General features: G+C 72.2%; 28 protein-coding genes and 2 tRNA genes. 12 read left to right on the forward strand and 18 right to left on the reverse strand.

The window, feature by feature from the left end; all coding sequences use genetic code 11:
• Positions 1-12: 12 nt before the first annotated feature.
• The 4 genes from IEZ24_RS17955 (at position 13) to IEZ24_RS17970 (ending at position 2,518) form a co-directional block, all read left to right on the forward strand.
• On the forward strand, positions 13-333 hold the full coding sequence (locus tag IEZ24_RS17955) for a GroES family chaperonin (protein WP_129456041.1): 321 nt from the start codon (positions 13-15) through the stop codon (positions 331-333).
• Between the two features lie 25 nt (positions 334-358).
• Positions 359-1,732, forward strand: coding sequence for a flavin-containing monooxygenase (locus tag IEZ24_RS17960; RefSeq protein WP_129456040.1), 1,374 nt, complete (start codon positions 359-361; stop codon positions 1,730-1,732).
• A complete protein-coding gene (locus tag IEZ24_RS17965; protein ID WP_207206878.1) occupies positions 1,719-2,279 on the forward strand; it encodes a 1-acyl-sn-glycerol-3-phosphate acyltransferase in 561 nt (186 codons plus the stop codon). The genes IEZ24_RS17960 and IEZ24_RS17965 overlap by 14 nt, the downstream gene beginning before the upstream one ends.
• A 95-nt stretch (positions 2,280-2,374) precedes the next feature.
• On the forward strand, positions 2,375-2,518 hold the full coding sequence (locus IEZ24_RS17970; RefSeq protein WP_165356137.1) for a GPGG-motif small membrane protein: 144 nt from the start codon (positions 2,375-2,377) through the stop codon (positions 2,516-2,518).
• A gap of 84 nt (positions 2,519-2,602) precedes the next feature.
• Here IEZ24_RS17970 and IEZ24_RS17975 read toward each other — a convergent pair whose 3' ends face one another.
• The 9 genes from IEZ24_RS17975 to IEZ24_RS18015 form a co-directional block, all read right to left on the reverse strand.
• Complete coding sequence (locus IEZ24_RS17975) at positions 2,603-4,141, reverse strand: PTS ascorbate transporter subunit IIC (RefSeq protein ID WP_129456039.1); 1,539 nt, start codon at positions 4,139-4,141, stop codon at positions 2,603-2,605.
• Between the two features lie 21 nt (positions 4,142-4,162).
• Positions 4,163-4,981: a PTS sugar transporter subunit IIA gene (locus IEZ24_RS17980; RefSeq protein WP_129456038.1), complete on the reverse strand. Its 819-nt coding sequence runs from the start codon at positions 4,979-4,981 to the stop codon at positions 4,163-4,165.
• Positions 4,978-6,276, reverse strand: coding sequence for an alcohol dehydrogenase catalytic domain-containing protein (locus IEZ24_RS17985; protein ID WP_129456037.1), 1,299 nt, complete (start codon positions 6,274-6,276; stop codon positions 4,978-4,980). The genes IEZ24_RS17980 and IEZ24_RS17985 overlap by 4 nt, the downstream gene beginning before the upstream one ends.
• The gene (locus IEZ24_RS17990) at positions 6,263-7,747 is read right to left on the reverse strand and encodes a PTS mannitol transporter subunit IICB (RefSeq protein ID WP_129456036.1); all 1,485 of its coding nucleotides are present in this window, start codon (positions 7,745-7,747) and stop codon (positions 6,263-6,265) included. The genes IEZ24_RS17985 and IEZ24_RS17990 overlap by 14 nt, the downstream gene beginning before the upstream one ends.
• Positions 7,747-8,505, reverse strand: a complete 759-nt coding sequence (locus tag IEZ24_RS17995; protein WP_129456035.1) for a nucleoside/nucleotide kinase family protein — start codon at positions 8,503-8,505, stop codon at positions 7,747-7,749. The genes IEZ24_RS17990 and IEZ24_RS17995 overlap by 1 nt, the downstream gene beginning before the upstream one ends.
• Positions 8,506-8,651: 146 nt before the next feature.
• Positions 8,652-9,587 carry a sugar-binding transcriptional regulator gene (locus tag IEZ24_RS18000; RefSeq protein WP_129456034.1) on the reverse strand — a complete coding sequence of 312 codons (936 nt, stop codon included), beginning with the start codon at positions 9,585-9,587 and terminating at the stop codon, positions 8,652-8,654.
• A gap of 78 nt (positions 9,588-9,665) precedes the next feature.
• Positions 9,666-9,741: transfer RNA gene (locus IEZ24_RS18005), tRNA-Lys, on the reverse strand.
• A gap of 63 nt (positions 9,742-9,804) precedes the next feature.
• A complete protein-coding gene (locus IEZ24_RS18010; protein ID WP_129456033.1) occupies positions 9,805-11,373 on the reverse strand; it encodes a phytoene desaturase family protein in 1,569 nt (522 codons plus the stop codon).
• Between the two features lie 49 nt (positions 11,374-11,422).
• A complete protein-coding gene (locus IEZ24_RS18015) occupies positions 11,423-12,487 on the reverse strand; it encodes an NAD(P)-dependent alcohol dehydrogenase (RefSeq protein ID WP_129456032.1) in 1,065 nt (354 codons plus the stop codon).
• Between the two features lie 147 nt (positions 12,488-12,634).
• Here IEZ24_RS18015 and IEZ24_RS18020 point away from each other — a divergent pair, with 147 nt between their 5' ends.
• On the forward strand, positions 12,635-13,540 hold the full coding sequence (locus IEZ24_RS18020; RefSeq protein WP_129456031.1) for a universal stress protein: 906 nt from the start codon (positions 12,635-12,637) through the stop codon (positions 13,538-13,540).
• A gap of 4 nt (positions 13,541-13,544) precedes the next feature.
• Here IEZ24_RS18020 and IEZ24_RS18025 read toward each other — a convergent pair whose 3' ends face one another.
• The 6 genes from IEZ24_RS18025 to IEZ24_RS18050 are packed head-to-tail and all read right to left on the reverse strand — an operon-like array spanning position 13,545 to position 19,000.
• Positions 13,545-14,009: a hypothetical protein gene (locus tag IEZ24_RS18025; RefSeq protein WP_129456030.1), complete on the reverse strand. Its 465-nt coding sequence runs from the start codon at positions 14,007-14,009 to the stop codon at positions 13,545-13,547.
• Positions 14,010-14,019: 10 nt separating this feature from the next.
• Positions 14,020-14,205, reverse strand: coding sequence for a hypothetical protein (locus tag IEZ24_RS18030; protein ID WP_129456029.1), 186 nt, complete (start codon positions 14,203-14,205; stop codon positions 14,020-14,022).
• 36 nt (positions 14,206-14,241) lie between these two features.
• The gene (locus IEZ24_RS18035) at positions 14,242-16,440 is read right to left on the reverse strand and encodes an MMPL family transporter (protein WP_129456028.1); all 2,199 of its coding nucleotides are present in this window, start codon (positions 16,438-16,440) and stop codon (positions 14,242-14,244) included.
• A 39-nt stretch (positions 16,441-16,479) separates the two neighbouring features.
• A complete protein-coding gene (locus tag IEZ24_RS18040; protein ID WP_242498550.1) occupies positions 16,480-17,307 on the reverse strand; it encodes a TSUP family transporter in 828 nt (275 codons plus the stop codon).
• The gene (locus tag IEZ24_RS18045; RefSeq protein WP_129456027.1) at positions 17,304-18,683 is read right to left on the reverse strand and encodes an MBL fold metallo-hydrolase; all 1,380 of its coding nucleotides are present in this window, start codon (positions 18,681-18,683) and stop codon (positions 17,304-17,306) included. The genes IEZ24_RS18040 and IEZ24_RS18045 overlap by 4 nt, the downstream gene beginning before the upstream one ends.
• Positions 18,683-19,000, reverse strand: a complete 318-nt coding sequence (locus IEZ24_RS18050; RefSeq protein ID WP_129456026.1) for a rhodanese-like domain-containing protein — start codon at positions 18,998-19,000, stop codon at positions 18,683-18,685. The genes IEZ24_RS18045 and IEZ24_RS18050 overlap by 1 nt, the downstream gene beginning before the upstream one ends.
• Before the next feature lie 98 nt (positions 19,001-19,098).
• On the opposite strand from IEZ24_RS18050, the gene IEZ24_RS18055 reads away from it, so the two are divergent.
• From IEZ24_RS18055 to IEZ24_RS18070, 4 genes are all read left to right on the forward strand, one after another.
• Positions 19,099-19,509 (forward strand): DUF302 domain-containing protein, encoded by a 411-nt coding sequence (locus IEZ24_RS18055; RefSeq protein WP_129456025.1) that lies wholly within the window; start codon positions 19,099-19,101, stop codon positions 19,507-19,509.
• Positions 19,509-19,775, forward strand: a complete 267-nt coding sequence (locus IEZ24_RS18060; protein ID WP_129456024.1) for a metal-sensitive transcriptional regulator — start codon at positions 19,509-19,511, stop codon at positions 19,773-19,775. Before IEZ24_RS18055 ends, IEZ24_RS18060 begins: the two co-directional genes overlap by 1 nt.
• A 64-nt stretch (positions 19,776-19,839) precedes the next feature.
• Positions 19,840-20,949: an FUSC family protein gene (locus IEZ24_RS18065; protein ID WP_165356136.1), complete on the forward strand. Its 1,110-nt coding sequence runs from the start codon at positions 19,840-19,842 to the stop codon at positions 20,947-20,949.
• 48 nt (positions 20,950-20,997) lie between these two features.
• Positions 20,998-21,954, forward strand: a complete 957-nt coding sequence (locus IEZ24_RS18070; protein WP_129456022.1) for an alpha/beta hydrolase — start codon at positions 20,998-21,000, stop codon at positions 21,952-21,954.
• An 86-nt stretch (positions 21,955-22,040) separates the two neighbouring features.
• Here the strand turns inward: IEZ24_RS18070 and IEZ24_RS18075 are convergent.
• Together IEZ24_RS18075 and orn are read right to left on the reverse strand one after the other, a co-directional pair.
• Positions 22,041-22,116: transfer RNA gene (locus IEZ24_RS18075), tRNA-His, on the reverse strand.
• Positions 22,117-22,163: 47 nt separating this feature from the next.
• Complete coding sequence (orn, locus tag IEZ24_RS18080) at positions 22,164-22,808, reverse strand: oligoribonuclease (protein WP_129456021.1); 645 nt, start codon at positions 22,806-22,808, stop codon at positions 22,164-22,166.
• A gap of 107 nt (positions 22,809-22,915) precedes the next feature.
• Between orn and IEZ24_RS18085 the strand changes: the two genes are divergently transcribed.
• Positions 22,916-23,698, forward strand: coding sequence for a DsbA family protein (locus IEZ24_RS18085; RefSeq protein WP_129456020.1), 783 nt, complete (start codon positions 22,916-22,918; stop codon positions 23,696-23,698).
• 13 nt (positions 23,699-23,711) lie between these two features.
• Complete coding sequence (locus tag IEZ24_RS18090) at positions 23,712-24,740, forward strand: adenosine deaminase (RefSeq protein WP_242498549.1); 1,029 nt, start codon at positions 23,712-23,714, stop codon at positions 24,738-24,740.
• Positions 24,741-24,768: 28 nt separating this feature from the next.
• Here IEZ24_RS18090 and IEZ24_RS22145 read toward each other — a convergent pair whose 3' ends face one another.
• Positions 24,769-24,903, reverse strand: a complete 135-nt coding sequence (locus IEZ24_RS22145; protein WP_263575465.1) for a hypothetical protein — start codon at positions 24,901-24,903, stop codon at positions 24,769-24,771.
• Between the two features lie 292 nt (positions 24,904-25,195).
• On the opposite strand from IEZ24_RS22145, the gene IEZ24_RS18095 reads away from it, so the two are divergent.
• Positions 25,196-25,768: a hypothetical protein gene (locus tag IEZ24_RS18095; protein ID WP_207206877.1), complete on the forward strand. Its 573-nt coding sequence runs from the start codon at positions 25,196-25,198 to the stop codon at positions 25,766-25,768.
• Positions 25,769-26,088 lie beyond the last annotated feature (320 nt).

A 26,088-nucleotide genomic window follows, 5' to 3' on the forward strand; every position in this document is an offset into this window, starting at 1 on the left:
GGCACCGGGGGCATGAGGGCCGCCCCGATCAAGATGCTGCACGACCGCCTCCTCGTCGAGGTCGACCAGGAGGCGGGGGAGCGCCGCTCCACCGGCGGCATCGTCATCCCCGCCACCGCGGCGATGGGTGCCCGTCGCCTGGCCTGGTCGCGCGTGATCGCGGTCGGCCCGCACGCCCGCGCCGTCGAGGTCGGCGACCGGGTCCTGTTCGACCCCGAGGACAAGGCGGAGGTCGAGGTGCACGGCGAGGTCTACGTCGTCATGCGTGAGCGCGACGTCCACGCCGTCGCCGCCGAGCGCCTCGAGGGCGGCTCGACGGGCCTCTACCTGTGAGCACCCTCCCCGGGAGCCACCGCTGATGGGATACCTCGTCAAGCAGTCGCACCGCGCGCCCGCGGTCACCGCGCCGGTGCCGGTCGACGAGTCGCTGCCCCGCGCGTGCGTGATCGGTGCCGGCTCGTCGGGCATCGCCGCGGCCAAGCACCTCCACCTCGCCGGCATCGGCTTCGACTGCTTCGAGATGGGCAGCGACATCGGGGGCACGTGGGTCCTCGACAACTCCAACGGCCAGTCGGCCTGCTACGACACCCTCGAGATCAACACCTCCTGCGCGCGCATGGCGTACTCCGACTTCCCGATGCCGGCGAACTACCCGCCCTACGCACGCCACGACCAGGTCGCCGCCTACTTCGAGCAGTACGTCGACCACTTCGGCTTCCGGCACACGATCACCTTCGACACCACCGTCGAGGACGTCTCACGCGCCGCCGACGGCCGATGGGACGTCCGGATCACCGGCCCCGGCGGCACCGAGACCCGGACGTACGACGCCGTGCTGGTCGCCAACGGCCACCACTGGGACCCGCGCTGGCCCGAACCGGCCTATCCGGGCTCGTTCGACGGCGAGCAGATCCACGCCCACGACTACCGCTCCGCCGAGCAGCTCGCCGGACGTGACGTCGTCGTGGTCGGTGCCGGCAACTCGGCGATGGACATCGCCGTCGAGGCGTCCCTCACGGCGCGCACGACGACGTGGTCGGTGCGGCGTACGGAGTGGGTGCTGCGCAAGTTCTTCCTCGGCAAGCCGAGCGACCAGGGACTGCTGCCGCCCGGGTGGGTGCCGTGGTGGGTGACCGCCACGCGCCTGCGCATCGGCGCGATGGCGGCGGGCAGCATGACGAAGCACGGCCTCCCCGCCCCCTCCCACAAGCCCGGTCAGTCCCACCCGGTGCAGTCGGAGCGGATCCGCGAGCGGCTCGCGGCAGGCGCGATCACCGCACGGCCGGGCATCGAGCGGCTCGACGGCGACCGGGTCGTGTTCGTCGACGGCTCGAGCGCGCCGGCCGACCTCGTGGTGTGGGCCACCGGCTACCGCGTGAGCTTCCCGTTCCTCGCGCCCGAGCTCGTCTCCGCCCGGGACAACGACCTGCCGCTGTGGAAGCGCACCGTCCACCCGGACCTGCCGGGCCTCTACTTCCTCGGGCTGCTCCAGCCGCTCGGCGCGGTGATGCCGCTCGCCGAGGCACAGGCGGCCTGGATCGCCGAGACGCTCGCGGGTCGCTACGTCCCGCCGTCGGAGGCGGACGTACGCCGGCAGATGGCTGCCGAGCACGCGCGCGCCCAGCGACGGTTCTACCCCTCACCACGCCACACGATGGAGGTCGACTTCGACCACTACCTGTGGGACCTCGCGCGCGAGCGCAAGAAAGGACGTTCCCGTGCTGCGTCGTAGGATCGCCGGGCTCGTCCTGCGCGCCATCAGGTGGAAGACCGTCGGCGAGGTGCCGCAGCGCGGCGTGCTCGTGGGGGCGCCGCACACCTCCAACTGGGACTGGGTGCTGACCATGCTCCTGGCCTGGAGGTATGGCATCACCATCCGGCTGCTGGTCAAGCAGGAGCTCTTCGTCGGCCCGCTCGGCTGGCTGCTGCGTCGCACCGGCGCGGTGGAGCTCGACCGCAAGAACCCGGCGAGGACCATCAAGGAGCTGCTCGCCGAGGCCGAGGGCGGCGACCCGTGGCTGATCGGGATCGCGGCCGAGGGCACCCGCTCGCGCGGCGAGTACTGGAAGTCCGGCTTCTACCGCATCGCCCGCCAGACCGGCCTCCCGATCACGCTCGCCTTCCTCGACGCGCCCTCGCGCACCGTCGGCTGGGGGCCGACGTTCCACCCGACCGGCGACGTCAGTGCCGACATGGACGTGCTGCGGGAGTTCTACGCCGACAAGACCGGCTTCAAGCCCGAAGGGTTCACGCCGCCGCGGTTGCGCGAGGAGGGCTGAGCCCTCCCACCCCCCCACCATCCCTCCGGGTGTGGCCCGGTGTCGCCGGCCCTCCGCGAGGGCTAGGTTGAGGGCACAACCGAAGGGAGCATGAAATGGCATTTCTGCTGTGGATCCTCGCCGTCATCCTCGTGGTGGCCGGCATCGTGTCGCTGATCAGGGGTCAGATGCTCTGGGGCATCGTGCTCATCATCGTCGGGCTGCTCGTCGGCCCGGGTGGCGTCAGCCTCTTCACGTAGGAGCACCCTGCGGGAGAACCATCGAGGAGCCGGTCCGCACGGACCGGCTCCTCGCATGTCTTCCGGTGGCTCCAGCCGCGGACCTCAGTCGGTCGGCGGAGGAGGCGGTGCCGGTGCGCCGCGCGGCGGGGAGATCTTCGTCGCCAGCTCGCGCTCGGGCGCGCCCGTCCTCCCGGCCTCGGCGGCGCCGCCCACCCGCTCGCGGTGCGGAGCCGGGTCCCACCCGGTGTCGACCACCCGCTTCTGCCACATGATGGCTGCACCGAGGATGCCCGCGCCGACGAGGACGATGAGCGGGATGCCGGCCGCCCCGAGGAGCGCCGGGTAGCCCGTCGCGATGCCGACCCATCCGAAGTCCGTGTCGCCGAAGGTGGTGTTGGCGTCGCCGAAGTCGCCGAGCACCTCCAGCAGCAGGGCCGGCAGGAACGTGATGAGCAACCCGTTGAGGAACCCACCGACGAGGGCCCCGACCCGTCCGCCCGAGGCGTTGCCGTAGACGCCGGCCGCGCCGCCGGTGAAGAAGTGCGGCACCAGGCCGGGCAGGATGAGGGCCAGGCCCAGCCAGGGGTTGAGCCACACCGACAGCACGGCCAGCCCGACGAGGCCCCCGGTGAAGCTGGACAGGAAGCCGAGGAGCACCGCGTTCTGCGCGTACGGGAACACGATCGGGGCGTCCAGTGCGGGGATGGCGCCGGGCACGGCCTTGGCGGCGATGCCCTGGAAGGCCGGCACGAGCTCGGCCAGGATGGTCCGGACCCCGAAGAGGATGACCGCGACCGCGACACCGAACTGCAGGCCCTGGGTGACCGACTGCATGACGTAGTCGCCCACTCCCGTCGCGCCGCCCTCGAACGCCTCGAAGGCGGTCTCGCGGCCGCGACGGGCCAGGAAGGTCACCGCCAGCACCACGTACATGATCACCATCGACAGCGCGGTCGCGACCATCGAGTCACGCAGGAACCTGAGCGACTCGGGCAGACGGAGGTCCTCCGTCGAGCGGCTGTTGCGACCGATCCGGCTGCCCACCGCGCCGGCGGCGACATAGGCCGCGGTGCCGAAGTGGCCGATGGCGATGCTGTCGTCGCCGGTGATCCGACGGGTCCACGGGTGGGCGAAGGCCGGCAGGGCGACCATGAGGATCCCGAGCACCAGCCCGCCGACCCCGACGACGACGGCAGGTGCGTAGTCGGCGGACGCGAGCACGATGGTGAGCAGGGTCGCCATGAACAGCATGTGGTGGCCGGTGAGGAAGACGTAGCGCAGGGGGGTGAACCGGGCGAGCACGAGGCTCACCGCGAAGCCGAGGATCATCAGCCACGAGACCTGCGCGCCGTACTCCGCCTGCGCGATGCCCGCGATCGCCTCGTTGGTCGGCACCACGCCCTGCGCCCCGGTCGCGCCCTCGATCATCACCCCGAGCGGGGCGAGCGAGGCCACGACCAGGGTGGCGCCGGCGCCGATCAGGAGGAATCCCAGCGTCGCCTTCAGGGCGCTCCCGACGACCTGCCCGACGGGGCGACGCAGTGCCGCGAGCCCCACCGCCGTGATGATGCCGATGAGGAAGGCCGGGACGCTGAGGACCTCGTTGACGACGAATTGCGCCGCGGTCACGAGCCAGTCCATGTCGATCTCTCCTTGGTGCCTCTAGATGTCGTACGACGCGCGGAGTGCGGCGTCGATCTCCCGCTGGCTGGTGAAGTTCTCGATCACGACGAGGGGTACGCCGACGTCCCCGAGCGCGCGGGCGATCTCGCCCGAGGTGAGGATCAGGTCGGCGTCCTTGGCCTTGCCGCGGGCCGAGACCGTGTCCGTGGCCTCGACGGTGATCAGGCCGCCCCAGCCCCACCTGTCGAGGACCTGCTCGAGGGTGTTCTTGAGGAACAGGCTCGTGCCGAGGCCGTTGCCGCACACGGTCAGGATGTGGTCGCGCGTACGGCCCCCACCCTCGGGTCGCGTACGTCCCGCGTCATCGGCTGGTGCGACGGCCTCTGCTGGTGCGGCGGTGACGGTGGAGGCGTCCCCGCGGAGGATCGCGTGCACCTCCGCGGCCGACGTCGCCTCGTCGAGCGACTCCCGGAGCGAGGTGTCGGTCAGGACGGTGGCGAGCGAGGCCATCGCCTGCTGGTGAGTCGAGCTGTCGGTCGCCGCCAGCGCCACCACCAGCGTGACGGGATCGTTGGCGCGGCTCCCGAACTCGACCGGCGACTTCAGCCGCACCCACGACATCCCGGTCCGGTGGACGGCCTCGGAGGGCCGCGCGTGCGGGAAGGCGAAGCCCGGGGCCAGCACGATGTAGGGCCCGTTCTGGTGCACGCTGTCGACCATCGCCTGGGTGTACGCCGGGGCGGCGACGCCGGCCGACTCGAGGAGGCGGCCCGCGAGGCGGATGGCGTCCTGCCAGTCGTCGGCCTCCTCGTCGAGGGCGATGGTCTCGTGGGTGAGGAGCTCGCTGAGCGCCGTCATGTGCGCACCTCCGACGCGAAGGCCTCCAGCACGTACTCCTCGGCGGCCTGGTTCCAGATGTCGTCCTGCTCGGCGCAGATCTCCGCGAGCCGGGCGAACCGGGGGTCCTGCTCCGCGTGGGCCTCGAAGTCGGCGATGGCCGTGAGGTCCATGTCCACGTGCGGGTAGATGAGGATCTTCCCCCCGGTGAAGGAGGGCAGGTCGGACAGCGCGTCGGGTACGGCTTCGAGCCCGCCGACGTGCGTCACCATGCGCGAGGGGTTGATCGCGCCGGACGCGGACAGCGCCAGGCTTTCCTCCATGTCGCTGCGCGAGCCGCCGGAGGTGCCCACGAGGTGGGTGCTCTCGTAGTGGATGTTGTAGAGGTTCAGCGACGCGGAGAACGTCTTGTCGGTGGGGCCGGCGAAGAAGTTGAGGCAGCCGTCGTGGGCGAGGACGGCGTCGCCGGCCTCGACGAGCTCCGTGATCGCGGCGAACACCACGACGTCGTCATAGCCGTCCGGGGAGATCGCGCGCAGCGCCTCCACGGGGTCCAGGCCGCTCGCGTCCACCACCTCGAGGCGACACCCGCGGCGGCGCGCCTCCTCTGCGGGGAACAGCGTGCGCAGGCGCTCCAGCCGCTCCGCGTCGACGTCGACCGCCACCACGAGGCTCGGGGTGAACGGCCCGTGGAGGGCGTAGTCGAGCGCCCCGATGCCCATGGCGCCGCCACTGCCGAGGAGGGCGAGCCGGCCGCCGGGCTTCAGCCCCATGTGGTGCTCCCACACGAGCGGCTCGGTGTGGTAGTTGGACCGGAACGCCCCGATGATGCAGGACATCGGCTCGGCCAGCGAACCGTTGGCGTAGTAGCCGTCGTCGTACGGCAGCACGCACCCCTTCTCGACGGCGATCGCCGGGACGATGCAGTAGGTCGCGTCGCCGCCGAAGTAGGGATAGCTGTAGCCCGGGGAGTACCCGCTGGGCAGACCCATCGTCGGCAGGATCGCCACGCTCTGGCCGGCGGTGAACCGATCGGCCAGGTCCGCCCCGACCTCCTCGAGGACACCGGCGAACTCGTGGCCGGTGATCACGGGCTCCGAGGAGATGGTGTCGGGGACGCGCTTGTGCTCGCTGCCCAACGACATGGCCTTGTAGGTCGAGAGGCACATGCTGCTGCTCACCACCCGGAGCAGCAGCTCGTCGGGTCCGATGTCGGGGAGCTCGAACTCGCCCACGGCCACCTTGTGGGTCCCGTGGATACGGGCCGCGCGGGTCAGTCGCGCCGGTGTCGGACGGCTGGTGTCACTGCTCGGCATCGCTGGTGCTCCTCTCGGTCAGGCGCTGGCTGAGGGCGTCGAGCGCTGGGTCGCCCAGGTAGCTCTGGATGGTGACGACCTCGACGTCCGGCCGGGCGGACCTCAGTCGACGAGCGAGGTCCTGGTGGACGACGACCAGGTCGGCGTCGGACGGGACCGACTCGATCGCCGCGTGGGTCACGGTGATGTCCTCGCGACCGGCACTGCGCAGCTGCTTGCCGAAGGCGCTCGCGCCCATGGCGCTGCTGCCCATCCCGGCGTCGCAGGCGAAGACGACCCGGCGTACGTCGGCCCCGCCGCGCTGGGTGCTGCCCACGCCGCCCATCACGCCGGTCAGCACGGCGCTGCCCTCGGCCTTCATGGCACGCGAGCGCGCGGTGTGCTCCTCGAGGTCCGCCTCGTCCTCCTCGCCGGCGCCACGGCCGAACTTGAGGATGGCGGCGGTGATGACGAAGCTCACGGCGGCCGCGACGACGACACCCGCGATGACGCCGACGTGGTTGCCGGGCGGCGTCAGGGCCAGGTAGGCGAAGATCGAGCCCGGGCTCGGGCCGGCGGTGAGGCCCACGCCGAAGAGCATGAAGGTCGCGATGCCGGAGGCGCCGCCCGCGATCATCGCGAGGATCGTCACGGGCTTCATCAGGACGTAGGGGAAGTAGATCTCGTGGATGCCGCCGAGGAAGTGGATGATCACGGCTCCCGGTGCACTGTCCCGGATGACCCGGTTGTGGCCGAAGAGCCAGAAGGCCAGCAGCAGGCCCAGGCCCGGGCCGGGGTTGGAGGCCACCATGAAGAAGATCGACTTGCCCTCGTCGGCGGCGACCTGCAGACCGAGCGGGTAGTAGATGCCCTGGTCGATGACGTTGTTGAGGAACAGCACCTTGGCCGGCTCGTTGAGGAGCGAGAGCAGGGGCAGGGCGCCGGTGTCGACGAGCGCGTTGATCGCGCGGAGGAGCTGGTCGTTGAGCGCGCTGATCACGGGGCCGATGACCCGGTAGGACGCGATGATGAGCCCCAGCCCCAGGAAGCCGAGTGTGAAGTTGTTGACGACCATCTCGAAGCCGGAGCGGATCCTGGGCTCGAGCACCCGGTCGACCTGCTTGATGAGCCAGGCGCTCAGCGGTCCCATGATCATGGCGCCCAGGAACATCGGGATGTCGGCGCCGACGATCAGGCCGATCGTGCCCACCGCTCCGGCGACACCGCCGCGATGCCCGTGCACCAGCTTGCCGCCCGTGAAGGCGAGGAGCAGCGGCAGCAGGTAGGTGATCATCGGCCCGACGGGCGCGGCCAGGTCCTCGTTGGGCAGCCAGCCCGTCGGGATGAACAGGGCGGTGAGCAGTCCCCAGGCGATGAACGCCCCCACGTTGGGGATCACCATCGCGGTCAGGAACCCGCCGAACGCCTGGATGCGCGCGCGCAGGCTCGTCCCGGCCTCGGCCGGTAGGGCGCCATCGATCGGTTGACTCATCACATCTCTCCTTGCTGGATGGTTCCGTCGGCCTGGACCACCAGCGTCAGGTCGACCTTGCTGAAGTCGGAGGAGGCCATGACGCGCTCGACGTTGAGCCGGTCACTGCGCTCGTAGAAGGCCTCGGCCTCGGCCGGGGTCAGGCCGCCACGGACCTTCCGCTCGACGAGGCGCTCGCGCAGCAGGCCCGGGTCGCCCGTGAGGAGCACGACGTAGTGGGCGTGGACCGCGAGGTCGCGCCAGCCCGGCTCGTCGAGCAGCAGCCAGTTGCCCTCGACCACCACCAGGTCGGCGCTGAGCGGACGCGTGCCCGGCACGACGTCGTGCACGCGGCGGTCGTACGTCGGCCACACCACGTCGTCGTCGGCGGAGGCCGCGAGGTGCCGGGCGAGCGCCTCGACGTCGAAGGTCTCCGGCGCGCCCTTGATCGAGCTGAGCGGGACCGTTCCGTGGGCCGTGCGCAGGTGGTGCGAGGTGAGGTGGCTGTGCGGGAGGTGGAAGCCGTCGATGCCGACGACGTCCATCTCGATCGGCGCCGGACGGCGGCGGGCCCCGGCCTCGGCCAGGACCGCGGCCAGCGTCGACTTCCCCACCCCGGGGGGACCGACGAGGAACGCGAACGCCCGCCGGTGGGCCCGCGGACGCGCGGCCACCTCGGCGAGTGCGGGGACCAACGTCTCCTCGACCAGCTCCTGGTCGACGTCGACCTCGACCTCCAGGCCGTTCACGAGCATCTCGGCGAACCTCCATGCGCTCATATGAGCATCACTGCACGTTTGAGAGTGACATGGATTACAGCACCGCGCTCCGACGGAGTCAAGGGGCGTGCGACGTCCGCCTCGCCGGCCGGGAGGCGGCCAGGAGGTCGGGTCAGCGCTCGATCAGCGCTCGGGTCGGCGCTTCGTCAGCGGGGCGGGAGTCGCAGCAGAGCGGCGGCTGCGCGGTCGTCGGTGACGAGGCTGCTCAGGATCCCGGACCGGCAGACGGCGGCGATGGCGGCCGTCTTCTCGACGGAGCCCGCGACCGCCATCACGCGAGGCGTACGCCTCAGCTCGTCGGCGGTCACCGAGATGCGGCGGCGGCTCAGGTCGGTCTCGATGACCGAGCCGTCCGCGCGGAAGAAGATCCCGGCGATCTCGGCCACGACGCCCTCGCGCTCGAGCTCGGCGCGCTCGTCGTCCCGCAGCAGGGGGCCGAGCTGGGTGATGGGCGGGTCCCACGACCCGACGGCCACGACGGCGAGCGCCAGCTCGCTGTAGCGGCTGAGGGCGGACTGGATCGACGGGTCGCTCCGGAACGTGTCGGCCGCGCTCTCGGAGGCCGCGAACAGCGGTGCGAAGACCGCCACGGCCTCGACGCTGGACCGCCCGCTGATGCGGCGGATGACCTCGACGGGGGACTGGCGCAGGTCGTTGCCCACGGTCCCGGTGAGCTGGATGACCGTGCTCGGGGGGAGGGCCGGGAGCTCCTCGCCGATCGCCACGAGCGTCCGGCCCCAGGTGAGGCCGAGGACGTCGCCGTCGCGGATGCTCCGCGCGATGCGGGGCGCCGCGGCCCTGGCCAGGCGACGCCGGTTGTCGTCACCGGTGTCGCCGGCCTTGACGACCACGCACTCGTCGAGGCCGAGGTGGTTCGCCAGCTCGGCCGACAGTGCGTCGCGGGGCTCGTCGCGGTCGTGGATCTCGATCGTCACGACGCCCTGCTCGCGAGCCTGCTGGAGGAGCCGGGCGACACGGAAGCGGCTGATCGAGAACTCGTCGGCGAGCTCGGTCTTGGAGGCGTCCTCGAGGTAGAAGCGACGAGCGATCGACGACAACAGCCGCCACTGCTCCTCGTCCATCCCGGCCCCCGCTCGCTCGGCTCGTACGTCGTCCGACGACGAAGGCCAGGTCCCGGTCGGGGCCTGGCCTTCGTCGAGTGGTACGCCATCAGGGACTCGAACCCCGAACCCGCTGATTAAGAGTCAGCTGCTCTGCCAATTGAGCTAATGGCGCAGGCGGTGAAGCGAGTAGAACTCTACCGCCTCGTGATCGGGAGGCGAAATCGAGGGTGGCCGGTCAGAGCTCCGCGAGCACGGCCTGCGCGGCGTTGTGCCCGCCGAGGCCCGACACGGCGCCGCCGCGACGCGCGCCGGACCCGCAGAGCAGCACCGCGTCGTGCCAGGTCTGGACGCCCCACTGCTGGGCGGGCGTGTCGAGGCGCGCGCGGTTGGGTGCCCACGGCCACTCGAGGTCGCCGTGGAAGATGTGGCCGCCGGGCATCGCGAGGTCCTGCTCGACGTCCTGCGGGATCTTCGCCTCGATGCAGGGCCGGCCGTCGGCGTCGGTGGCGAGGCAGTCGGCGAGCGGCTCGGCCAGGACGGCGTCGATCGAGGCGAGCGCCCGCTGCACGGCGAGGTCGCGGGCGCCGGGGTCGGCGTCGAAGATCCCGGCCGGGGTGTGCAGGCCGAAGTAGGTCAGGGTGTGCGCCGACCCGGCGCGGTCGCCGAGGATCGAGGGGTCGGTGAGGCTGTGGCAGTAGACCTCGCCCGGCAGCGGGTCGGGCACGCGGCCGGCGGCGGCAGCTGCGTACGCCTGCTCGAGCCGCGCGTAGTCCTCCGCGAGGTGGAGGGTCCCGGCGAAGGCGACGGCCGGGTCCTCGCCGGACCTCAGGGCCGGCAGCCGGTCCAGCAGGAAGTTGATCTTGAGCTGCGATCCCGCCGGCTTGGTGTCGGGGTCCTCGCCCTCGCCCAGCAGGATCCGCAGCACCCACGGAGCGACCCCGGACAGCACCCGCCGCCCGGTGACCGAGCGCTCCTGGCTGCCGTCGTGCCAGGTGACCTCGGCGCCGTCGGGGCCGGGGGTGATCGCGCTGACGCCGGCACCGGTCACGATCTCGGCGCCCGCCTCGACCGCGGCCTTCGCCAGCGCGTCGGTCACCGCGCCCATCCCGCCGAGCGGCACCCGCCACTCGCCGGTCGCGTTGCCGATCAGGTGGTAGAGGAAGCAGCGGTTCTGGACGAGCGACGGGTCGTCCATCGAGGCGAAGGTCCCGATCAGCGCGTCGGTGGCGACGACGCCGCGCACCGTGTCGTCGGCGAACCGGTCGACGATCGCGCGGCCCAGGGGCTGCTCCACGACGTCGGCCCAGATCCGCTGCTCGACCAGTGCGCGTACGTCGCGCTCGAGCGGCAGCGGCTGCATCAGCGTGGGGGCCACGACCTCGGCCAGGCGACCGACCTCGGCGTAGAACTCCTGCCACGCGGCGTACTCCTCGTCGCCGCCGGTGAGCTCGCGGAACGACGCCCGGGTCGCCTCGCCCTCGGGGCGCTCGACCAGCAGGCCGCCGGTCCGGTCGCCCCGCGTCCACGGCGTGTAGGAGGCGGTGGTGCGGGAGGCGAGCCGGACGTCGAGGTCGAGGTCGGCCATCAGCTGCTCGGGCATCAGGCTCACGAGGTAGGAGTAGCGCGAGAGCCGGGCGGGCTGGCCGGCGAAGGGCTCGATCGACACGGCGGCCCCGCCGGTGTGGCCGAGCCGCTCGAGCACGACGACGGAGAGTCCTGCGCGGGCCAGGTAGGCGGCGGAGACGAGGGCGTTGTGTCCGCCGCCGACCACGACGACGTCATAGCTGCTGTTGCCGGGATTCACCGATCCAACGTAGACCCTCCGACGGGCGCTCCCGACGACGCCACCGACGTCAGGGCGTGAACGTGTCGTTGGGCACGATGACCGCCCGGCCGTCGATCCGACCGTGGGCCAGGGCGTCGTAGGCGGACACCGCCTCCTCGAGCGGGTAGATCGTCGTGGCGGCGTGCAGCAGCCCGCGCGCGGCGAGGTCGAGCACCTCCACCAGCTCGCTGCGGTTGCCCCAGTAGGTCGTCTGGACGCTGGTCTCGTAGGGGAGGCCGAAGAACGACACCGGCAGCGTGCCGCCGGCGATCCCGACGATCGTGAGGTCGCCCAGCTGGCGCATGGCGGCCGCGGCCGTGGCCAGCGTCTCGTCGGAGCCCACGAAGTCGAGCACCACGTCCGCGCCCCGTCCGCCGGTCGCCTCGCGGATGCGCTCGGCGGTGTCCGGGCCGGGCTCGAGGACCAGGTCGGCGCCGAGGGCGGACGCCTGGGCGCGGGCGCTGTCACGACCGTCGACGGCGATGACGCGCGTCGCGGTGACGGCCTTGAGCACCTGGAGGCCGAGGTGGCCGAGGCCGCCCACGCCGATCACCACCGCCGTGGTGCCCGGGCCGAGCTTGCCCAGCGAGCGGCGTACGGCGTGGTAGGGGGTGAGCGCGGCATCGGTCAGCGGCGCGGCGTCGACGACCTCGAGCCCGTCGGGCAGCGGGACGAGGTGGCGGGCCGCGGGGACGAGCAGGTAGTCGGCCATGCCGCCGTCCATGCCCAGTCCGCCTCCGCCGCCGGGCACGGGCGCCAGGTCGGGCCGCTCGCAGTAGGTCTCCAGCCCTGCCAGGCAGTGCGCGCACGTGCCGCAGCCCCAGGCGCCGACGACCGCGACGGCCTGTCCGACCTCGAGTCCGGTCACGCCCTCACCGAGGGTGTGCACCCAGCCGGCGTTCTCGTGCCCGAGGGTGAACGGCGGGCTCCACGGGAGGCTTCCCGGCTCGAACTCGTGCATCAGGTGCAGGTCGGAGTGGCACGCGCCCGCGGCGCCCACCTGCACCAGCACCTCGCCGGGTCCGGGCTCCGGGCGCGGCACCTCCTCGAGCACCGGCTCGCTCTTCCAGTCCTTCAGACGCAACGCGCGCATGTCGACCTCCTCAGGCTCGTCTCCAGCCTCCCCCGGGCGGGCGGCGCGGAGCAGGGCCCTTTGCCGCAGCTCAGCGGGCCCAAGGACCCTTCGTCCCAGGCCGCGGTCGGCGAAGAGTGGGGGTACAGGACCACCGAGGAGGACGTCATGACCCAGCAGCCCGCCCCCGCCACCACCGCTCCGCGGATCGTCGTCGGCGTCGGACCGGAGGAGGTCGAGTCCGCTCTGGCCTTCGCGGCCGACGAGGCCGTACGCGTCGGCTGCGGCCTGCACCTCGTGCACGCCGTCAGCCTCGTCCCGCCCGGCCCCGACCAGGTGCTCCTCCCCGCGATCGACCTGGAGGCGTGGGGCGCCGAGCGCCTCGCCGAGGTCGTCAAGCTGGCCGACGACCTGGTGCAGGGCGCCGTCCCCGTCACCCACGAGCTCCGCCGCGGCACGCCCGTCGGTGTGCTCGTCGACGTCGGTCGCACCGCGCGGATGGTCGTGCTGGAGCACCGGCACCTGTCCCGCCTGTCGCGGATCGTGAACCGTACGGTCGCCGGCGGCGTGGCCGCGCACCTGCGGGTCCCGGTCGTGGCCGTCCCGAGCGGCTGGCACGAGGACCGGCGCCGAGGCGTGGTGGTCGCGGGCATCGACGTCCCGGACCGGTCCGCGGAGGTGCTGCGCGCGGCGATGGCCGAGGCGCACGCTCGTGGGGCCCAGCTGCGGCTCGTGCACTCGTGGTCGCTGCCCGGCCCGTACGAGGAGGCGCTCGCGGCCGAGGAGATCCGCCGGTGGTCCGACCGCTCGCGTGCCGAGGTGCGCGCCGCCCTCGACGCCCTCGGGGACCTCACGGCGGCGATGGACGCCGACGTGCAGGTCGTCCACGGCCGTGCCGCCGAGGCCCTGGTCGAGGCGTCCGCGGACGCGGAGCTGCTGGTGATCGGGCGCCACGACCCGCTCGTGCCGATCGGGTCGCACGTCGGCCCCGTCGCGCGAGCCGTGCTCAGGGAGGCCATCTGCCCGGTGCTGCTCGCGAGCCCGCGACCGCACCGCGCGGTCTACCACCCGTGACGGGTCAGCGGACCGGGCACGCGCGCTCGCCGCGCAGCCGTACGTCCAGCGCCCAGACCAGCACGCCCACGGCGGCGAGCTGGAGCAGCGGCTGGACGGGCTCGAACCACGTCATCGCCCCGGCGCTGCCGAGCGCGAGGAGCACCAGCTTGTTGCAGACCGGGCAGCCCACGGCGAAGAACGTGAGCACGCCGCCCGCCCAGCCGCCGCGCGCGGCCCGGTCGGCGCCGCCGGTGTCGCCGGCGTCGCTCGGGGGCGGCGCGGCGACGTAGGACGCGGTGAGCAGCCCGGCCAGCAGCGACGAGGCCACGAGCGCCGGCCACGCCCACCAGGTCGGTGGCACCTCGCGCCCGAAGACCGGCGTGTCGACGAGGTCGGTCGGGATCGCGACCAGCAGCGTGTACGCGAGCGTCGCGCCGACCGCGACCAGCCACCGCCGGGCCGGCCACGCAGCGAGGACGGCGAGCATCCGGGCCGGGTCAGCCGCGGCCGAGGAGCCGGGACAGGAAGCCGCCGCCGGTGCCGCTGGCGGCCTTCTCCGCCGCGGTGTGCTGGCCGTTGCACCAGTCCTTCGCGGGGACGCCGGCCTTGACCTGCCCGACGTGCTGGCCGCAGCCGGCCCAGGTGGTCTTGCCGCAGGTCTTGCATCGAACAGCTCGGCACATGGTGGATCTCCTTCTGTGGGTGATGGGTGGCCGGGATCAGCCGTGGGAGAACGTGATGGTGGGCAGCACGCGGGTGAGCCAGCGCGGGGTCCACCATGCCGCCCGTCCGGTGAGGCGCAGCATCACCGGGAGCAGCACGAGGCGCACGAGGAACGCGTCGAGCAGGACGGCGACGCCGAGCACGATGCCCATCTCCTTGGGCGGGAGCGGTCCGGACAGGGCGAAGGTGAAGAACACCGCCACCATGACCGCGCCCGCGGCGAAGATCACGCGGCCGGAGTGGGCGAGCGAGCCCACCATCGCCTCGCGGGGGTCGCCCGAGCGCTCGTAGTGCTCCTTGGCGGAGGCGAGCAGGAAGACGGTGTAGTCCATCGCGATGGCGAAGATCATCGCGAAGAAGAACACCGGTGCCCACGCGTCGAGGAAGCCCTGCGACTCGAAGCCGAGCAGGTCGGACCCGATGCCGTCCTGGAACACGAGCCGGGCGACCCCGAAGGCCGCGGCCGTGGACAGCAGGCTGGCGAGCGTGCCGAGCAGCGAGATCAGCGGCGCCTGCAGCGCGACGAGCAGCAGGAGGAACCCGAGCGCGAGCACCACTCCGATCACGAGCGGGGTGGAGTCGTCGAGCTGGGCCTTGAGGTCGAGGTTCTCGACCGCGGCGCCGCCCACGAGCGCCGAGCCGGGGAGCTCGGCCCGCAGCCGGTCGACGGTGTTGCCGAGTGCAGGGTCGGACGGGTCGACGGTCGGCACCGCGGAGATGAGGACGGTCCCGCTGTCGTCGGTCGCGGGCTGCGCGGGCATGGCGCCGGCGATGCCGCGGTCGGCCACGAGCGCGTCGTACGTCTCGTCGGCGTCCGCCTCGTCGGCGACGACCTGGAGCGTGCCGGGCGCACCCTCGCCGAAGGCCTCCTGGACCCGGTCGTAGCCGACGCGGGCGCTGGCCTCCTCGGGCAGCACCTGGATCGAGGGCATCGCGGTGCGCAGCCCCATGACGGGCGCGGCGAGCGCCAGCAGCACGACGAGCGAGGCCAGGCCGAACGCGACCGGGCGCTTCCACAGCCGCTCGCCCCAGGCGGCGAACTTCGGGGAGCGGTGCTCGCCGGTGTGCACCCACTTCAGCGCGAGCTTGTTGATGCGGTGGTCGAGGGAGAAGAGCACCAGTGGCAGCAGCGTGAGCGTCGCGGCCAGCACGAAGGTGACCGCAAGCATGATCCCGCCGGCCATCGACCGGAAGGACGGCGAGGGCACGAGCATGACCGCCGAGAGCGAGACGAGCACGGTGATGCCGGAGAGCAGGACGGCCTTGCCCGCGGTGTCCATCGTCTCGGCGACGGCCTGGCGGGCGGTCTCGTGGTGCCCCATCCGGGCCGCCCGGAAGCGGACGACGAGGAACAGCGCGTAGTCGATGCCGAGCGCGAGGGCGAACATCATGGCGAAGTTCATCGCCCAGATGGAGACCGGTACGAGCTCGTTGATGAGCACCAGCGAGCCGGCCGAGGCCACGAGCCCGGCCAGGGTGAGGATCAGGGGGAGCCCGGCGGCGACGAGGGCGCCGAAGGCGATCACGAGGATCGCCAGGGTCACCGGCCACGAGAGCATCTCGGACTTCAGCATCGCCTCGAGGTTGGCCTCGTTGAAGTCCGACCAGAGCAGGGAGGCGCCGGTCGGGTTGACCTCGATGCCGTCACCGGACAGGGCCTCGAGCTCGCCCTTGAGGTCGTCGGCCACGCGGACCATCTCGTTGGGGTCGGCACCGGCGCCGGCGAGGACGACGGCGGTGGTGCCGTCCTCGCTGAGGGTGGCTCCGGGCTGGGGGGCCAGGACGTCGGCGATGCGCGACTCGTCCTCGAGCACGGCCGTCACCTCGGCGATGACGTCGGCGCCACGACCCTGCGTCACGGCACCGTCGGTGCTGTGCACCACCACCTGGATCGCCGAGCTGGCGTTGCCGCCGAAGCTCTCGGTCGCGAGCTCGCGCACCGCGACGGACTCCGAGCCGTCGGCCTGCCAGCCGGCGCCGGAGAGGTTGGCCTCGACCTTGGGGGCGAACACGCCGAGGCCGACGACCAGCAGCACCCAGATCGCGGCGGTGAGGCGACGGTGGTGGGTCACCCAGACCCCGAGGCGGCCCAGCGGGCCGGGGCGGTGGTCGAGGTCCCGGTCGAGGTCCCGACCGGGGCGGAGGGAGGGTCGGGGGGACGGGGCAGCGTGGCGGCGGGTCGCCGTCGACGTCATGTCAGGAGGTCCTGTCGTGTGGGGGGAGGGTGGATCGGGTCAGACGAGCGCGGGGAGTGCGACGGCGGCGGTGTACGCCGCGACGACCAGCACGAGGCCGGTGAAGGCGGCCGAGAGGCGTCGGGTGTCGACGCGGTCGGCGAGGCGGGCGCCGGCGACCGCGGCCAGCGCGGCCGCGACGGTGAGTGCGGCCACCAGCGACCAGTCGGGCGCGGTGCCGCTGCCGGCCCGCGCGGCGAGGGCGACGGTGCTGGTGATCGTGATGACCACGAGCGACGTGCCGGCCGCGAACTCGACGGGCAGGCTGAGCGCGAGCAGCAGTGCCGGCACCACGAGGAAGCCGCCCCCGACGCCGAGGAAGCCGGTGAGCAGGCCGACGACGGTCGCGGTGACCAGCACCTTCAGGGCCCGCGGGCACTGGCAGGCGAAGGTGGGGCTGAAGGTGATGATCGGGTCGTCGATGACGGGGTGGCGGGTGCTCCGGTCCGCCGGGGCGGCGTGCCGCCCGCGCCACTGGCGTACGGCGAGCAGGCCGCCCACGACCAGCATCAGCGCGGCGAAGGCCGCCAGCAGGACCGGCTCGGGGACCGCGCTGGAGGCGCGGGCGCCCGCGACGGCGCCGCCGGTGGCGACGAGGCCGAAGGCCAGGCCGCGCGCCAGCAGCACGTTGCCGGCCCGGTGCGCCGTCACCGCACCGGCGAGCGAGGTCACCGCCACCACGACCAGCGACCCGGTCGTGGCCTGCGCCGGCCCCTGGCCGAGGGCCACGAGCACGGGGACGGCGAGGATGGAGCCGCCGCCGCCGAGCGCTCCCAGGCTGAGCCCGATGAGCGCGCCGGCGACGACGGCGAGGAGGAGCTCGATCACGCCTCGGGCCCCACGAGGTGGAGGCCCACCTGTTCGGCGTTGTCGAAGGTGTCGTCGATCGCCACGAGCGTGCGGCCGGCGGCGTCGAGCATCGAGGCGGCGACGGACGCGCGGTAGCCACCTGCGCAGTGCACCCAGACCTCACCGGGAGGCACGTCGCCGAGCCGGGCCGTCAGCTCGTGCAGCGGGATGTTGACGGCGCCGTCGATGCGGGCGGCGTCGTGCTCGTCGGCCCGGCGCACGTCGAGGACGACCACCTCGCGGTGGTGGCGCACCTGGGCGAGGTCGGCGAAGGTCGCGGTCGCGAACGAGCTGAGCTCGCGGTCGCTCCAGTCCTCCGGGCCGCCGGTGGCGTGGGCCGCCGGCCGGTCGATGCCGATGCGCACCAGCTCGCGCTGCGCCTCGGCGACGTCCTCGGCGGTCTCCCCGAGCAGCGTGATCGGCGTGCCCCAGGTGACCAGCCACCCGAGGTAGGTCGCGAAGCCGCCGTCGAGGCCGAAGTTGAGCGTGCCCGGGGCGTGCCCGGCGGCGAACGCGGTGCGGTTGCGCAGGTCGACGACCCACTCGCCCGCGTCGATGCGTCGGCGCAGCTCGGTGGCGTCGGCGACGGCCGGGGGAGACAGGTCGGGCTCGGAGGGACCGGCGGCGTTGGCCGGTGCCATGTGGGCGTAGTAGGCCGGCCAGGGGCCGAGGCCCGCCAGCAGCTCCTCGACGTAGGTCTCCTCGTCCTGGGTGAGCACGGGGTTCGCCTGCTTCTCCCGGCCGATGGTCGACGACGTCGCGTCCGACTGGGTGGCCGAGCAGAACGAGCCGAACCCGTGGGTCGGGTAGACCTCCGCCTCGTCGGGCAGCAGGTCGGCGAGCCGGTGGGCGGAGGCGTGCTGGTGGTGCACGAGCTCGTGGGTGTGCTCGGGTCCGAGCAGGTCGGGACGCCCGGTCGCGCCGTAGAGCAGCGACCCGCCGGAGAACACGCCGACGTGCTCGTCCCCGTCGGGCCCGACGTCGGTGAGGAGGTAGGAGAGGTGGGTGAACGTGTGGCCGGGGGTTGCCAGCGCAGTGATGCGCATACGTCCACCCACCTCGACGACCTGTCCGTCCGTTACGGGGGTACGGGAGAAGGACACGTCGTCCTCGCCATTGACGAGGTACTGGGCACCGGTCCGCTGCGCGAGCGCGAGGCCGCCGGTGACGTAGTCGTTGTGGATGTGGGTCTCGAAGACGTGGGTCAGGCGTACGCCGTGCTCGTCGAGCAGGGCCAGGACCCGGTCGATGTCGCGCTGCGGGTCGACCACGAGGGCCACCTCACCGTCGTGCACGAGGTAGCTGCGGTCGCCGAGCGTGGGGGTGTCGATCACGAGGACGGTCAGGTCGGTCATCACAGACCCACCCCGATCGCACGGCCGGAGGCGATCCAGGCCCGGGTGCCGCCGGAGACGGACACGGCGTCGAAGCCCTGGGCGACGAGGAGGTCGGTCATCGCCTTCGAGCGGTTGCCCGAGGCGCAGATGACGTGGACCCGGGTCGAGCGGTCGAGCTCGCCGAGGCGCGAGGCCAGCTGGCCCATCGGCACCAGGACGGCGCCGGGGACGTGGCCCTGGGCGTACTCGCCCCGCTCGCGGACGTCGACGGTGATGCCGTCCTCCCGCTCCGCGGCGAACTCCTCGAGGGTGATCTCGGGCGTCGGGTGTGACATGCGAATCCTCTTTTGATCGGGTGTTCCAACCGGTCGAGAAATACCCTAGGGGGTATCCGGACATAAAGCAAAAACACCCCGGGGGGTATGCTTGGCACATGACCACCTACACGCTGTCGGTCGAGATCGCCCGTCCCTACGCGGAGGCCGTGGACGCCACGCGCGCAGCGCTGGCCGAGCAGGGGTTCGGGATCCTCACCGAGATCGACCTCGCCGCCACCATGAAGGCCAAGCTCGACGTCGACCTGCCCCCGCAGGTCATCCTCGGCGCGTGCCGACCGCCACTCGCCTACGAGGCGATCCAGGTCGACCCGTCCATCGCCGCGGTGCTGCCGTGCAACGTCGTCGTACGCTCCCTCGACGACTCGACCACCCTGGTGGAGGCCTTCGACCCGGACGCGATGATGGGCCTGTCCGACTCCGGCGCGCTCGACTCCGTCGCCGCGGACGCCAAGCAGCGACTGACCGCGGCCCTCGCCGCACTGGCCGCACCCACCGAGGAGGACTGATGCAGCTCGACCCCGACGAGATGACGCCCGTCATCAACCGCATCAAGCGCGCCCAGGGGCAGCTCGCCGGCGTGCTCCGGCTGCTCGAGGAGGGGCGCGAGTGCGAGGACGTCGTCATGCAGCTCGCTGCGGTCTCCAAGGCGCTCGACCGGGCGGGCTTCGCGATCGTCGCCAGCGGGCTGCAGCAGTGCCTGGTGGCCGGCGACGGCGAGGTGGACAGCCTCGACGTGAAGAAGATGGAGAAGCTCTTCCTCTCCCTCGCGTGACCTCGGGGTGATGCGCCCCCCTCGCCCCGACCGTAGTGTCGATCGGCGAGGGAGAGGAGAACGCATGAGCACGTGGAGGGAGCGCGTCGACGACCGGCTCGGTGACCCGATCTGGTGGAACGACGTCCTGCAGCTGGTCAAGACGGTGCTCGCGGCGGTCGCCGCGTGGGTGATCGCGGCAAGCCTGCTCGAGCTGCCGCAACCGTTCCTGGCGCCGTGGGCGGCGCTGCTGGTGGTGCACGCCACCGTCTACAGGACGTTCTCCAAAGGCATGCAGCAGGTCGCCGCCACCGTCGTCGCGGTGCTGCTCGCCAGCTTCGTTGGCCAGGCGCTGGGGCTGAGCACCTGGGCCATCGCACTGCTGCTCGTGGTGGCGCTCGTCCTCGGAGCGGTCCCGTGGCTGGGCGCCGAAGCGACGACCATCGCCACGACGGGTCTGGTGGTCCTCACCACCGGGTTCGAGAGCGACGTCATGCTCATCTCGCGCCTCTACGACACAGCCATCGGCGTCGCCGTCGGCCTGCTCGTCAACGTGATCGTGTGGCCACCCCTGCGCAGGCACACGGCCGCCAAGGCGCTGGACCGGGTCGACGACGGCATCGGCGAGCTGCTCGTCGACATGGCCGGTCGTCTGGGTGACGGTTGGGAGGAGGAGGACGTCACGGGGTGGATCGAGCGCACGCGCGACCTCGACGCCGACCTGGACCAGGCCTGGGCGCTCGTCCGGCAGTCGCAGGAGAGCGCCCGGCTGAACCCGCGGCGGCAGGCGCGGGCGATGCGCAACCCCGAGCAGTGGCACGGGCTGCTGCGGCGCATGGAGCAGGCTGTCGCCGAGATCCGCAGCCTGGCGCGCACGCTGGGCGGGCAGGGTGCGCACCGCGAGCGATGGGGCGAGACCTTCGCCGCCCCGTGGATCTCGATGCTGGGCGACGCCGGTCGCGCCACCAGTGGCGACGATCCGGCAGCGCTGCTCGACGTACGCGCGAGGCTGGAGGACCTGACCGAGAAGCTGCGCTCCACGGAGCGTTCGCCCGAGTGGCCCGTCTACGGCGCGCTGATCATCAACCTGCGCAACATCATCGATGTGATGGACCGCGTCGCCGAGGCGAACCCGAGGGGCTCGGCACGGCTACCGCTGCGGGTGCCGGTCCGCAAACAGGCGACCGGGGGGTAGCGGGACCTTCGCCTCTGGCCCTGCGCGACCACCAGCGTGAGGATCGTCGTGAGGAGGGAGGCGACGTCGTCATGCGGACGGCGGGTCCTGGCCTCCATCCGGCGCAGGTGGTGGACCCCGGCCGTCCTCCTGGTGCTCGTCGCCACCTTCCTGTCCGTGTGGACACTCGGCCAGGCGGTGGCCGCGGCGTACGCGCCCCGCCCGGAGCTGGGTGAGCGCACGCCGGCGGACCTGGGGGTGGCCTTCCGCGACGTCACCTTCCCCAGCGGCGACGGGGTGGAGCTGGCCGGCTGGTACGTCCCCACCCGGAACGGCGCCGCCGTCGCCCTCATGCACGGAGCCGGGTCCACCCGGTCCGGGGAGCTCGAGCACGCAGCGGTGCTCGCCGAGCACGGATACGGGGTGCTCCTCTTCGACGCCCGGGGCCATGGCGAGAGCCAGGGGCGGAGCATGGACTTCGGGTGGTACGGCGAAGCCGACGCCTCGGGGGCCGTCGACTTCCTTGCCGGCGAGCCCGGCGTCGCTGCCGGGCGCATCGCGCTGGTCGGCACGTCCATGGGAGGTGAGCAGGCCATCGGCGCCGCCGGAGCGGACCGCCGGGTCGCCGCGGTGGTGGCCGAAGGGGCCACGAACCGGGTGGCGGCCGACAAGGGCTACCTCGAGGCGGCGTACGGCGCACGCGGAGCGGTCCAGCAGCGCATCGACGCCGTCACCTACTGGTTCACCGACCTGCTGAGCGACGCGCCTCGGCCCCTTCCGCTGCGCGACTCCGTGTCGATCGCCACCAGCCGTTCCGACCCGACTGCCTTCCTCCTCATCGCCGCCGGCGACCGGCGCGACGAGTCCCTGGCGGCCGACTACGTGCAGCAACGCGGCAACGGCCTCGTGCAGATCTGGACCGTGCCAGAGGCCGGCCACACCGAAGCCCTGGAGACGGCGCCCGACGAGTGGGAGGAACGGGTGCTCGACTTCCTCGACGACTCCCTGGACGGAAGACGATGGTGACGCTCTCGCTCGTGCTGCGGGCGGAGCGCAGGGTCGAGCGAACGAGTCGAGCCCCCGACCTGGTCGGGTCGGGGGCTCGATCTGCTTGGGGTGAGTAACGGGACTTGAACCCGCGACATCCGCCACCACAAGGCGGCGCTCTACCAGCTGAGCTATACCCACCATGTCCCGCGGCGCTCGCGCTGCGGACGACGAGAAGTGTAGGGCACTCAGCCCGCGGAGTCGGAATCGGGCCCGGCGTCCTCGCCGAGTCCGGTCAGCTGGCCGCCGTGGCGGGCCGCGATCTCCTTCGCGCGGGCGCTGTCGGGGCCGGGCGGGGGCACGAAGACGGCCTCGCGGTAGTAGCGCAGCTCCTCGATGCTCTCCTGGATGTCCGCGAGCGCGCGGTGGTTGCCGCGCTTGGTCGGCGCGGCGAAGTAGGCCCGGGGGTACCACCGGCGCGAGAGCTCCTTGATCGAGGAGACGTCGACGATGCGGTAGTGCAGGAACGACTCCAGGCCGGGCATGTCGCGGGCCAGGAAGGACCGGTCGGTGGCGACGGTGTTGCCGGCCAGCGGCGGACGGCTGCCGTCGGGGCAGTGCTCCTTGATGTAGGCGAGCACCTGCTCCTCGGCCTCGGCCATCGTCGTACCGGTGGCGAGCTCGTCGAGCAGCCCCGACTTCTCGTGCATCGACCGGACGAACTCGACCATCTGGTCCAGCGACTCCTGCGACGGCTTGATGATGACGTCGACGCCCTCGCCCAGGACGTTGAGCTCGAAGTCCGTCACGAGCGCCGCCACCTCGATGAGCGCGTCCGCGCCCAGGTCGAGGCCGGTCATCTCGCAGTCGATCCACACCAGTCTGTCGCTCACGACGGGCCACCCTACTGGGGTGTTCTCAGGCTCGACTCAGCCTCACCTCCTAGGGTCGGTGGTGCAACGACTGCTGATCACCACACCGAACGACGAAGGAAGCCTCGATGGCGCAGAAGAAGAGCTCGCACAGGAGCGCTGAGGAGAAGGCGGCCGCCGCGGCCAAGCGGGAGGCGCGGCGTGCGCGCACCGAGCGGGCCCGTGCGGAGGCCGAGGAGCGGCGCAAGAAGGCCAAGCGCAAGGAGCAGCTCACCCGCTTCGGCCTGATCGCAGGCGTCCTCGTGCTCGTCGTCGGCGGCTACTTCCTCGTCACCAACCTCGGGTCGGACAAGCCGGACACGCCGCCGGAGGGCGCGACCGACACCTACGGGCTGCTCGTCGGCGAGGCCGACGCCCCGAAGGAGATCGTGATCTACGAGGACTTCCTCTGCCCGTTCTGCGGCCAGCTCGAGCAGACCGTCGGCGACCAGCTCGACGCCGCGGTCGAGGCGGGCGAGGCCAACGTCGAGTACCGCCCGCTGCCGTTCCTGGCCCGGCGCTTCGACTACTCGATGGAGGCGGCCAACGCCTTCGCCGTCGTGCTCGACGAGTCCGGGCCCGACGTGGCGAAGGCCTTCCACGACCTGCTCTTCGACAACCAGCCGTCCGAGTCCGGCCCGTTCCCCGACGACGACCAGCTCGTCGAGTGGGCCGTCGAGGCCGGCGCCGAGGAGGACGCCGTACGCCCCGGCATCGAGGACCTGGCCTTCGAGGGCTGGGTCGACGCCGCGGGGGAGGCGGCGACGGATGCCGACGTCCGGGCGACGCCGACGGTCCTCGTCGACGGTGAGCAGGTCGAGGGCGAGACCCTGGCCGAGATCGCCGAGGCGATGGTCGGGACGACGGGCTGACACACTGCGGGGCGTGAGCCTCACGTCCTTCATCTCAGGCCTGCCCAAGGCCGAGCTCCACGTCCACCACGTCGGGTCGGCGTCGCCGCGGATCGTCTCCGAGCTGGCGGCGCGCCACCCCGGCGCCGGCGTCCCGTCCGACCTCGACGAGCTGCGGAGGTTCTTCACCTTCCGCGACTTCGCCCACTTCATCGAGGTCTACCTCGCGGTCGTCGACCTGGTCCGCACGCCCGAGGACGTCCGGCTGCTGACCTACGAGGTCGCGCGGGAGATGGCCGAGGGCCAGCACCTGCGGTACGCCGAGCTCACCTGCACGCCGTACACGTCCGTGGTGCGCGGCATCCCGATCGAGGCCTACACCGAGGCGATCGAGGACGCGCGGGTGGCGGCCGAGCGCGACTTCGGCCTGGTCCTGCGCTGGATCTACGACATCCCCGGCGAGTCCGGGATCCCGGCCGCCGACGCGACCCTCGCGTACGCGCTCGAGCACCGCACGGACGCCCTGGTGGGCTTCGGGCTCGGCGGTCCCGAGATCGGGGTGCCGCGGGCCCAGTTCGAGGAGCACTTCACGCGGGCCCGCGCCGCCGGGCTGCGGTCGGTGCCGCACGCGGGAGAGACGACCGGCCCCGAGACGGTCTGGGAGTCGCTACGGCTGCTGGGCGCCGAGCGGATCGGCCACGGCGTCTCCGCCGCGCAGGACCCGGAGCTGCTCGCCCACCTCGCCGGGACGGGGGTGGTGCTGGAGGTGTGCCCGACGTCCAACATCGCCACGCGGGCCGTCGAGCGCATCGAGGAGCATCCCTTGCGCACCTTCGTGGAGGCCGGGGTGACGGTGACGATCAACTCCGACGACCCGCCCATGTTCGCGACCTCGCTCAACAACGACTACGAGGTCGCCGCCGGGCTGCTCGACCTCGACGAGCGCGGGGTGGCCGACCTGGCCCGCGCCGCGGTGGACGCGTCCTTCGCCCCCGACGACGTCAAGGCGCGCATCGGCGCCGAGATCGACGCCCACGTGGCGGCGTACGCCGGGAGCCGCTGACCACCGCCGACGACCGCCGACCTCCGGGTCAGGGCTCCACGCGGCGACGCTCCGCGCGGTGCGACGGCTTCGGCGTGCTGGTGGGGTCCAGGACGGCCATGACGTAGAGGAGTGCGCCGATCGCGGCGAGCACGCCGATCACGGTCATCAGGGTCGTGCTCATGTCGTACGTCATCGGGTTCCTCGGTCTTCTCGGGTGCGATCTGGGGGATGATCCCGGGACCGGTACCCGCGCGGAGGTGCCCCATGAGCCTCGCCCACCCCCAAGGCTGTGCCTCGCGGGGGTAAACGGCAGTCGCACACGTGTCGTACCCGTTGGGGTATGACCGGCGGGGGCCGACCGTGCCTAGCGTCGGGAGCTGGGGGCGGCGCCTGTCGTCCTGCGGGAGGCGTACCACTCGGAGGGAAAAATGCCACACATCACACATGCAGCACGGCGGTTCGCCGGAGGATTCGTGATCGCTCTGGCGATGTCCGTCGGACTGACCTCGTTCACCGTCGGCAGTGCCTCGGCCGCCGAGACCTCGAGCCGCTCGGTCGTGGGCAAGTCCGACCTCGGCAAGATCACGAGCAAGGTGGTGGGTCGCACCTCGAACGGTGACCGCGTCACTGGCTCGTTCACCCCGATCAAGACCGTCAACCGCGACGGTGCGCTCTACATGAAGGGCTTCCTGCGCGGCGTCATCAAGGACGCCGGGCCGAACACGAAGTTCTCGGGGGTCCAGCTGATCCCCGTCAAGAAGATCAACGGCCAGTCGGTCACCAGCGGCCGGATGGCGTCCGGCGCGGCCGCCTGCGACATCCTCAACCTGGTGCTCGGTCCCCTGGACCTCAACCTGCTGGGCCTGGAGATCAACCTCCAGCGCGTCGTGCTCGACATCGTCGCCGTGCCGGGGGCCGGCAACCTGCTGGGCAACCTGCTGTGCGCCGTGGCGGGCCTGCTCGACGGCGGTCCGCTCGCCGGACTGCTCGGCCAGCTGCAGACCCTGCTCAACCAGATCCTGGGGCTGCTCAACCTCGGCGTCTGATCGCCGCGACGGCCCGGGTCGGGGGACGAGAGTCCTCCGACCCGGGCCGCCGGGCACGTACTCGGCCCCGCTACCTCATACGTGGCGGGGCCTGGCCACATCCTGACGTGGCCAGGCCCCGGTGGCGGGGAGGTCGAGGGGCGTGTCGTCCGCGGCTCGGGACTGCCGCGGTCGAGCGCGAGACACGGCGCCCCTGAAGACCTTCGGGTGATGGGTGACAGATCTATGTCGGTTGATCGGTGACACTCGCTGTCACTCTAGGACGCCGTTGCGGCGCGCTGGATCGTTTGACCCTCACCTCCCCGGTGCTGTCGCGTTTC

Origin of the sequence: Nocardioides ganghwensis, assembly GCF_014779655.1 — a bacterium.
In the GTDB taxonomy this organism is placed as follows: Bacteria; Actinomycetota; Actinomycetes; order Propionibacteriales; family Nocardioidaceae; genus Nocardioides; species Nocardioides ganghwensis.

What these genes read in the sequence shown, in the direction of transcription:
- IEZ24_RS17955 (WP_129456041.1), top strand. Translation starts at nt 13, where the DNA reads ATGAGGGCCGCCCCGATCAAGATGCTGCACGACCGCCTCCTCGTCGAG.
- IEZ24_RS17960 (WP_129456040.1), top strand. Translation starts at nt 359, where the DNA reads ATGGGATACCTCGTCAAGCAGTCGCACCGCGCGCCCGCGGTCACCGCG.
- IEZ24_RS17970 (WP_165356137.1), top strand. Translation starts at nt 2,375, where the DNA reads ATGGCATTTCTGCTGTGGATCCTCGCCGTCATCCTCGTGGTGGCCGGC.
- IEZ24_RS17975 (WP_129456039.1), bottom strand. Translation starts at nt 4,141, where the DNA reads ATGGACTGGCTCGTGACCGCGGCGCAATTCGTCGTCAACGAGGTCCTC.
- IEZ24_RS17980 (WP_129456038.1), bottom strand. Translation starts at nt 4,981, where the DNA reads ATGACGGCGCTCAGCGAGCTCCTCACCCACGAGACCATCGCCCTCGAC.
- IEZ24_RS17985 (WP_129456037.1), bottom strand. Translation starts at nt 6,276, where the DNA reads ATGCCGAGCAGTGACACCAGCCGTCCGACACCGGCGCGACTGACCCGC.
- IEZ24_RS17990 (WP_129456036.1), bottom strand. Translation starts at nt 7,747, where the DNA reads ATGAGTCAACCGATCGATGGCGCCCTACCGGCCGAGGCCGGGACGAGC.
- IEZ24_RS17995 (WP_129456035.1), bottom strand. Translation starts at nt 8,505, where the DNA reads ATGAGCGCATGGAGGTTCGCCGAGATGCTCGTGAACGGCCTGGAGGTC.
- IEZ24_RS18000 (WP_129456034.1), bottom strand. Translation starts at nt 9,587, where the DNA reads ATGGACGAGGAGCAGTGGCGGCTGTTGTCGTCGATCGCTCGTCGCTTC.
- IEZ24_RS18015 (WP_129456032.1), bottom strand. Translation starts at nt 12,487, where the DNA reads ATGCGCGCGTTGCGTCTGAAGGACTGGAAGAGCGAGCCGGTGCTCGAG.
- IEZ24_RS18020 (WP_129456031.1), top strand. Translation starts at nt 12,635, where the DNA reads ATGACCCAGCAGCCCGCCCCCGCCACCACCGCTCCGCGGATCGTCGTC.
- IEZ24_RS18025 (WP_129456030.1), bottom strand. Translation starts at nt 14,009, where the DNA reads ATGCTCGCCGTCCTCGCTGCGTGGCCGGCCCGGCGGTGGCTGGTCGCG.
- IEZ24_RS18030 (WP_129456029.1), bottom strand. Translation starts at nt 14,205, where the DNA reads ATGTGCCGAGCTGTTCGATGCAAGACCTGCGGCAAGACCACCTGGGCC.
- IEZ24_RS18035 (WP_129456028.1), bottom strand. Translation starts at nt 16,440, where the DNA reads ATGACGTCGACGGCGACCCGCCGCCACGCTGCCCCGTCCCCCCGACCC.
- IEZ24_RS18045 (WP_129456027.1), bottom strand. Translation starts at nt 18,683, where the DNA reads ATGACCGACCTGACCGTCCTCGTGATCGACACCCCCACGCTCGGCGAC.
- IEZ24_RS18050 (WP_129456026.1), bottom strand. Translation starts at nt 19,000, where the DNA reads ATGTCACACCCGACGCCCGAGATCACCCTCGAGGAGTTCGCCGCGGAG.
- IEZ24_RS18055 (WP_129456025.1), top strand. Translation starts at nt 19,099, where the DNA reads ATGACCACCTACACGCTGTCGGTCGAGATCGCCCGTCCCTACGCGGAG.
- IEZ24_RS18060 (WP_129456024.1), top strand. Translation starts at nt 19,509, where the DNA reads ATGCAGCTCGACCCCGACGAGATGACGCCCGTCATCAACCGCATCAAG.
- IEZ24_RS18065 (WP_165356136.1), top strand. Translation starts at nt 19,840, where the DNA reads ATGAGCACGTGGAGGGAGCGCGTCGACGACCGGCTCGGTGACCCGATC.
- IEZ24_RS18085 (WP_129456020.1), top strand. Translation starts at nt 22,916, where the DNA reads ATGGCGCAGAAGAAGAGCTCGCACAGGAGCGCTGAGGAGAAGGCGGCC.
- IEZ24_RS22145 (WP_263575465.1), bottom strand. Translation starts at nt 24,903, where the DNA reads ATGAGCACGACCCTGATGACCGTGATCGGCGTGCTCGCCGCGATCGGC.